This is a genomic window from Pseudooceanicola aestuariicola (assembly GCF_045763785.1).
GTDB lineage: Bacteria > Pseudomonadota > Alphaproteobacteria > Rhodobacterales > Rhodobacteraceae > Pseudooceanicola.
Map to the genome: position 1 here is coordinate 48,533 of NZ_JBJGSF010000011.1, position 7,547 is coordinate 56,079.

At 60.5% G+C, this 7,547-nt stretch carries 8 protein-coding genes; 3 read left to right on the forward strand and 5 right to left on the reverse strand.

Going from position 1 to position 7,547, the window contains the following annotated elements:
• Position 1: 1 nt before the first annotated feature.
• The 4 genes from ACI3GR_RS19190 to ACI3GR_RS19205 form a co-directional block, all read right to left on the reverse strand.
• Entirely contained in the window at positions 2-1,306 is a 1,305-nt protein-coding gene (locus tag ACI3GR_RS19190) for a TRAP transporter large permease (protein WP_407496771.1), read from the reverse strand.
• Positions 1,303-1,860, reverse strand: coding sequence for a TRAP transporter small permease subunit (locus ACI3GR_RS19195; protein WP_407496773.1), 558 nt, complete (start codon positions 1,858-1,860; stop codon positions 1,303-1,305). The genes ACI3GR_RS19190 and ACI3GR_RS19195 overlap by 4 nt, the downstream gene beginning before the upstream one ends.
• Positions 1,857-2,912, reverse strand: coding sequence for a C4-dicarboxylate TRAP transporter substrate-binding protein (locus ACI3GR_RS19200; RefSeq protein ID WP_407496774.1), 1,056 nt, complete (start codon positions 2,910-2,912; stop codon positions 1,857-1,859). Before ACI3GR_RS19200 ends, ACI3GR_RS19195 begins: the two co-directional genes overlap by 4 nt.
• 61 nt (positions 2,913-2,973) lie before the next feature.
• Positions 2,974-3,648 carry a TetR/AcrR family transcriptional regulator gene (locus tag ACI3GR_RS19205; protein ID WP_407496775.1) on the reverse strand — a complete coding sequence of 225 codons (675 nt, stop codon included), beginning with the start codon at positions 3,646-3,648 and terminating at the stop codon, positions 2,974-2,976.
• Positions 3,649-3,979: 331 nt separating this feature from the next.
• On the opposite strand from ACI3GR_RS19205, the gene gmd reads away from it, so the two are divergent.
• The 3 genes from gmd to ACI3GR_RS19220 are packed head-to-tail and all read left to right on the forward strand — an operon-like array spanning position 3,980 to position 7,217.
• Entirely contained in the window at positions 3,980-5,110 is a 1,131-nt protein-coding gene (gmd, locus tag ACI3GR_RS19210) for a GDP-mannose 4,6-dehydratase (RefSeq protein ID WP_407496777.1), read from the forward strand.
• Positions 5,107-6,048 (forward strand): GDP-L-fucose synthase family protein, encoded by a 942-nt coding sequence (locus tag ACI3GR_RS19215; protein WP_407496778.1) that lies wholly within the window; start codon positions 5,107-5,109, stop codon positions 6,046-6,048. Before gmd ends, ACI3GR_RS19215 begins: the two co-directional genes overlap by 4 nt.
• Entirely contained in the window at positions 6,045-7,217 is a 1,173-nt protein-coding gene (locus tag ACI3GR_RS19220; protein WP_407496779.1) for a DegT/DnrJ/EryC1/StrS family aminotransferase, read from the forward strand. Before ACI3GR_RS19215 ends, ACI3GR_RS19220 begins: the two co-directional genes overlap by 4 nt.
• A gap of 26 nt (positions 7,218-7,243) precedes the next feature.
• On the opposite strand, the gene ACI3GR_RS19225 is transcribed toward ACI3GR_RS19220, so the two are convergent.
• Positions 7,244-7,547, reverse strand: a 304-nt coding sequence (locus ACI3GR_RS19225; protein ID WP_407496781.1) for a polysaccharide biosynthesis protein, incomplete at its 5' end; no start/stop codon positions are given.

Genomic DNA, 7,547 nt, shown 5'->3' on the forward strand with positions numbered 1-7,547 from the left:
CCTATAAAAGCCCGACCGCCAGCCATGGCAGCGCCACGACCAGACCGACCAGCACGACCATGATCGCCGCAAAGGGCGCGGCCCCGGCAAAGATGTCGTTCAGGGTGATGCGGTCGTCGTCTATGTTTGCCTTGATGACGAAACAGGCGACGCCAAGCGGGGGCGTCAGCAACCCCACCTCGACCGCGATGATGGTGAGAATGCCGAACCACACCAGATCGACGTTGAACGGTGCGATCACCGGCAGGATCAGCGGCAGAAGGATCAAAAGGATGGACGAGCTATCAAGGATCGTCCCCAGCAGCACGATGGCGATCAGGTACAGAACCAGAATGCCGTAAAGCCCCAGTTCCCACGACGCCAGAAGCCCGGTCATCGCATTGGGCAGACCCGTCAGGGCCAGCAGGCGCGAATACATATGCGCCGCGATGATCAGGAAGGTGATCGAAGCCGTGACCTGCCCCACCTCCAGCATGATGTTCCAGATCTCTTTGCCCGTGAGGCGGCCCTTGATCATGGCGATGATCAGCGCGCCCAAGGCCCCTACCCCGCCCGCTTCGGTCGGCGTGAAGAACCCGCCGTAGATGCCGCCCAGAACCAGCACGATCAACAGGATGATCGGCGCGGATTTCAGCAGCATCGTCCCGCGCGACATCTCCGGCAGGTCGCTGTTGCCGGGGTTGCCGGTAAAGCGTGGGAAGAACTTGGCCATCAGCAGGATTGCCCCGCAGAAGAAGGTGGCAAGGATCAAGCCCGGAATGATCCCGGCCGTGAACAGATCGCCAATCGACACCTCTGCGATGATCCCGAAGAGGATCAGCAGCAGCGACGGCGGGATTAGCATCCCCAGCACCGATGACCCGGCCACAACCCCCACCGAGAACCTTGGCGTATACCCCTGCCGGATCAGCTCTGGCACCGCGACCTTGGTGAAAACGGAGGCCGAGGCAATCGACGTCCCGTTCACCGCCGCAAAGACCGCATTGGCAAATACCGTCGCGATCCCCAGACCGCCCCGGAACCGCCGGAACAATTGCCCCGCCACGTCGAACACGTCGCGGCCCAATCCGCAGGCGCCCACCAGAACGCCCATCAGAACGAACAATGGGATCACGCCAAATGAATAGCGTTCGACCCCGTCCAGCGCCGCGTGGCTTAGCAAAGCGCCCGCGACGACCATCTTGCCTTTGACCAGATAGACGCCAAAGAACGACACGGCCATCAGCGCGATGGCCACATGCATCCCCAGCTGGATCAGCACCAGAATGGCAATGATCGAATAAATCCCAATCTCGACGCCACTCATGCCCCTGCCCCCCTGAAGGCCCGCGCCGCGAACCCGATGGTCAGCACCAGATACTGCGCCCACGTCAGCGCACAGCCTGCCAGCACACAGACCACGAAGGGCCAGCGCGGCATGGTGAAAATTCCGTAGAGGCCGACGGTCTCATTCCCTTCGATGGAATCGAGTATCCCCGGCGCGATGTAGTAAAACAGGATGCCCAGCATCAGCGTCCCCACCGCATGGTGGATCATGTCGAGCGTCGCCCCTGCCCTGCCCTCGTCCCGTCCCAGACGGTTCAACAGCATGTCCGAGCGCACGTTCCGCCCCGCCGCCGTGGCTTGGGGCAGCTGCAGGAACACGATCGCCACGATGGCGGCGCTGACGATTTCCGCCGTGGCGGGAACGGGTGTGCCAAAGGCCCCGCGCCCGATCACATCGGCATTGATGATCGCCATGATACCTAGCGTGCCAAGGCCACCAATCGCGGCCAAGGCCAATGTCACCCGGTTCAGCCACAGGACCACCGGGCCGCCCGGAAGACCGGGCGGCTGGTTTGCGTCAGTTGCGTCGGTCACTCGGCTGTCCAGTCCCGTGCGTGCTCGATCCCGGCTTCCTTGGACAGGCGCATGTAGGTCTCCAGCACCTCGGTCCCCGGCTTGCCTTCGCTATCCAGCTTGGCCGCCCATTCGCGCGCGATGTTCGGCAGCTTCTGCGCATAGGCGCTGCGCTGTTCATCCGACAATTCGCTAATGGTTGCGCCGCCCTCAACCGCCTTGGCCAGAGAGGCCTCACCACCTTCTTTGTACGAATTCGCCGCGATGTCGCGGTATTCGTCGGCAACCTCCTGGATCACCTGCTGCACGTCTTCGGGCAGCGAATTCCACGTATCAAGGTTCACCGTCAGGGCAGAGGCATACTGCGCCCCAAAGTTGATCTTGGTGATATACGGCGCGACTTCGTAGAACTTGTAAGGTGCGACCACGGATTCAAACGTCATGATCCCGTTGTATAGCCCTGTGGACATCGAATTATAGAAATCCGGCAAGGCACCCGCGACCGGCGTCGCATCGACACCCTTCAGCCAGTTCAAAGCCAGACCCGCAGTCCCGATCTTGTGTCCGTCCAGATCCTCGACCGTCTCGATCGGGAACTTGGTGACGAAATGGTAGGTGTCGATCCCCACCGGGGCCAGAACCTTCTGACCGTTATCGGCCCAGGCCTGATCCATCGCCGGGATTTCGGCATACAGCTTGTCGATGACCTCCATTACCTTCAGCAGATCGTCGGTCCCGAACGGCGTGATATAGGTGATCTGATCCAAGGGCAGCTTGTCCCCTTCGAATAGCTGCGGGACATAACCGAATTCGGCCACGCCGCTTTCCACCGCTTCCAACACACCGGTCGGCGGGGCAACGGCGCCCGCATAAGCTTCGGTCCAGTTGATCGTATGGCCCAGCTCGGCCACGCGCTTGCTGACTTCCGGCACGAAATGCGTGCTGATGGCGGACACGCCCTTGGTCAGCGGCGGGTGGCCCGCGATGACGGTAAAGTTCCAGGTTTCGGCCGCCACGGGCATCGCCGCCAGCGTCAGAATGCCCGCAAGGGCGGTTGTCGTGTACTTAGTCATTTATTCCTCCTCCCAAAGGTGTTGTGTGCGCTGGCCCGCTCCCCCGGCCCAGCCTGATGGTTTAAGGGCTGGCTGGCGGCACGGGCCCCAGTGAGGCCACCAGAAACGCCACCAGCTGATCCTTGAATTCCTTGCGATCCTCCGGATTCACCAGCCCTTCGGACAGCCGCGCCATGCGCCCGTCCCGCGCCTGATCGCTCAGGCTCATCATCACGGCGCCCACCATCAGGTGATAGCGCCAGTGGATTTCGTTTTCCCGCAGATGAGGCGCGGCCCGCCGCATGAACGCCATGTATTGCCGCGCGAACCCATCGAGTTCTTCGCTCACAATCGCCCGCGTCCATTCCGTTGGCCGCACGCGATGCTGCAACACCAGATGCGCCAAGAGCACGCCCGTCCGCGGCGTATCGTCATTGACGTAGGCATCCACGAACGCCTCTACGATTTCCCCCAGATTGGGCTCCCTGCCCTCTGCCTTGGCGCGCTCATCAATCCGCGCAAGCGAGTTCAATCGCCGCTCCACCGTCCTGCGCGCCACGTCGCGGAACACGTCCAGCGTCAGGTTGTCCTTATTGCCAAAGTGATAATTCACCGCAGCCATGTTCACCCCGGCCCTCTCGGCCAGCGACCGGGTGGTCACCCCATCGATGCCATGTTCGGCATAAAGCTCCTCTGCCACGGCGCGGATGGCACCACGTGTGGCGGACTTGGGCGAGGACGGTTGATTCAAGCGCATGCTTGAAACGTATGTTTGAAACGGGCGCTTTGTAAATGACACAGATTGTGTCGGCCCATAAAAAACGCCCAAAACGTTAACTGACGTTAACAATGAAAAGGCTCAAAAGGCTTATTTTGTTGGGTATGGCGAAAAAGGCAGCGCGGCGGGCTACGTGTGATTTTCTGCAACTAATAGGCCATTTGGTCCAACATACCGACGCAGCAGACGGCCCAATAACCGCGCTATGCAACTTGAGGTTCCCCCCACCCGCCACAACAGGTAAACCCGTCAAAAGTTAACCCATCCAGCCGATCCTCCGATGACTCGGCCACCGCAGCAGGAGTTTCACGTGACCAAAAAAGCGTTGATCACGGGCGTCACTGGCCAAGACGGATCGTACCTTGCCGAATTCCTGCTGGAAAAAGGCTACGAAGTGCATGGCATCAAACGCCGCGCCTCGTCCTTTAACACGCAGCGCGTGGACCACATTTTCGAAGACCCGCACGTCAAGAACGCCAGCTTCAAACTGCATTACGGCGATCTGACCGACACCTCGAACCTGACGCGCATCATCGCGGAAATCCAACCCGACGAGGTCTATAACCTCGGCGCACAATCCCACGTCGCAGTTAGCTTTGAATCGCCCGAATACACCGCCGACGTCGACGCCATGGGCACCCTGCGCCTGCTAGAGGCGATCCGCTTCCTCGGCCTCGAAAAAAAGACCAAGTTCTACCAAGCCTCGACCTCGGAACTCTACGGTCTGGTGCAGGAAACCCCGCAGCGCGAAACCACGCCGTTCTACCCCCGTAGCCCCTATGCGGTGGCCAAGCTCTACAGCTATTGGATCTGTATCAACTACCGCGAAGCCTACGGCATGTACGCCTGCAACGGCATCCTGTTTAACCACGAATCTCCTCGCCGCGGCGAAACCTTCGTCACCCGTAAAATCACCCGTGGTTTGGCGAATATCGCCCAAGGGTTGGAGCCTTGCCTCTACATGGGCAACATCGACGCGCTGCGCGATTGGGGCCACGCCAAGGATTATGTCCGTATGCAGTGGATGATGCTGCAACAGGACGAACCCGACGATTTCGTCATCGCCACCGGCGTGCAACATTCCGTCCGCGAATTCATCCATTGGTCGGCGCAGGAACTGGGCATCACCCTGCGGTTCGAAGGCACCGGTGTGGACGAAGTCGGGATTATCGACGCGATCGACGGCGACATGGCCCCCGGCGTCAATGTCGGCGACACCATCCTGCGGATCGACCCGCGTTACTTCCGCCCGACTGAGGTTGAAACGCTTCTGGGCGATCCCAGCAAGGCGCAGCAAAAACTGGGCTGGACGCCGGAAATCACCGCACAGGAAATGTGTGCAGAAATGGTCGCCGAAGACCTCAAGGCCGCCCGCCGTGCACGCCTGTTGATGGACCACGGCCACGGCTCGGGCCTGTCGCGTGAGGATGGCAACCGGTGAACGACGCAACCCCCAAACGCCTGTTCCTGACTGGCGGCGGCGGTATGGTCGGCCGCAACGTGCAGGCGCACCCCGCCGCCTCCGAATGGGACATCCACGCCCCCACCCGGGCCGAGCTGGACCTGACGCACCCGCAGGCCGTCGCGACCTACATCGCCGACCTACAGCCCGACGTGATTATCCACGCCGCGGGCCGTGTCGGCGGCATCCACGCCAATATGGCGAACCCTGTCGCCTTCTTGGACGACAACACCCTGATGGGCCGCAACGTGATCATGGGCGCGCGTCAGGCCGGGGTGCGCAAGCTGATCAACCTCGGCTCGACCTGCATGTACCCGCGCGAGGCGGAAAACCCGCTGCGCGAAGAAATGATCCTAACCGCCCCGTTAGAGCCAACTAACGAAGGCTACGCGCTGGCCAAAATCCTGGCGATGCGCCTGTGTCAGTACATCCGTCAGGAAGACCCGGACGCCCTGTACAAGACCCTGATCCCCTGTAACCTCTACGGGCTTTACGACAGCTTTGATCCGCAGCGATCTCACCTTCTGCCCGCGATCATTCACAAGGTGCATCAGGCCCGTGAAACCGGCGATCAAACGGTCGAGATCTGGGGCGACGGCACCGCCCGGCGCGAATTCATGTTCGCGGGCGATCTGGCTGATGCCATCTGGAACGCCGTCCGCGATATCGATGAAATCCCCGACTTGATGAACATCGGTCTTGGCCACGATTATTCGATCAACGATTACTACTCCGCCGTGGCGCAGGTGATCGGCTGGCAGGGCGATTTTGACCACGACCTGTCCAAACCGACCGGCATGAAGCAGAAACTATGTTCCGTCGCGCGCCAGACCGATTGGGGCTGGTCCGCACCGACCACCCTGCGCGACGGGATCGAACAAACCTATAAACACTATCTGGAGATCAGCGGCTCATGAGCGCGAAGTACCCCCTGGCCACCTCCACCTGGGATCAGGCGGAATACGACGCCATCAACCGCGTTGTCGCGTCCGACATGTTCTCCATGGGCCCCGAGGTCCGGGCGTTCGAGACCGAATTCGCCGCCTACTTCGGGTCGAAATACGCCGTCATGGTGAACTCCGGCAGTTCTGCCAACCTGCTGATGACCGCCGCGCTGTGCTTTACGAAGAACGACAGGCTCAAACTGACCGCTGGCGATGAAATCATCGTACCCGCCGTTAGCTGGTCCACGACCTACTACCCCTTGGGCCAATACGGCCTGCACATGAAGTTCGTCGACATCGACCGCGCCACGCTGAACTATGATCTCGATGCCCTGCGCGACGCCGTAACGGACAAAACCCGCGCGATCATGGTGGTGAACCTTCTTGGAAATCCAAATGATTTCAACGCGATAAACGATATTATCGCAGGCCGCGATATCGTCGTGATCGAAGACAACTGCGAATCCATGGGGGCCACGTTCGACGGCCGTAAGGCCGGTACCTTCGGCATCATGGGCAGCTTTTCCACCTTCTTCTCGCACCATATCTCGACCATGGAAGGCGGCGTCGTCGTCACCGACGATGAAGAGCTTTACCACGTCATGCTGTCCCTGCGCGCCCACGGCTGGACGCGCAACCTACCCGACCAGAACCACGTGACCGGCACCAAAAGCGACGACCCGTTCGAAGAAAGCTTCCGTTTCGTCCTACCCGGCTACAACCTCCGCCCGCTGGAAATGTCGGGCGCCATCGGCCGCGAACAGATCGCCAAACTCGATGGCCTGATCGCGGGGCGTCGTGCGAATGGCAAACTGGCGCAAGACGCGCTGTCGGATCATCCGTTGTTTATAATCCAACAGGAAACTGGCCAAAGCAGCTGGTTCGGCTTTTCGCTGGTTCTGCGCCCCGACGCCGGGATGGACCGCCCTGCCCTGGTCGACAAGCTGAAAGCCCTCGGCTTTGAATGCCGCCCCATCGTGGCCGGGAACTTCGCAAAGAACGAGGTGATGAAGTATTTCGAACACTCGATCCACGATGCACTGACCAACGCTGATTACATCGACCGGAACGGGTTGTTCGTCGGGAACCATCACTATCCTATCAGCGAGGCGATCGACGCGCTGAAAGGCCTTTCAACCTAAGTCACAGGTTCGACGCGAAGGACGGATCAGACCCCGGTCTGATCCAATTCCTGCACGTGGTATCCATCCACTCGCGTGGCCACCAAGCGGCGCAGCCTGACCTTGTCCGCCGCGTCAATGCTGGCCTGCAGCTCTTTAAGCATCGAAACGACCTCGATCTGACTTAGCATCGCCTCCTGAGCCCGCAGGATTTTCTCATGAGGCGTCGGGATCAGGCTGTCATCGTCGATCAAAAGCTCTTCGTAGAGCTTTTCGCCCGGTCGCAGCCCGGTCACCTTGATCTCGATATCCCCCTCACCCGTCACCGGGTCCTTCACCGTCCGACCGGAG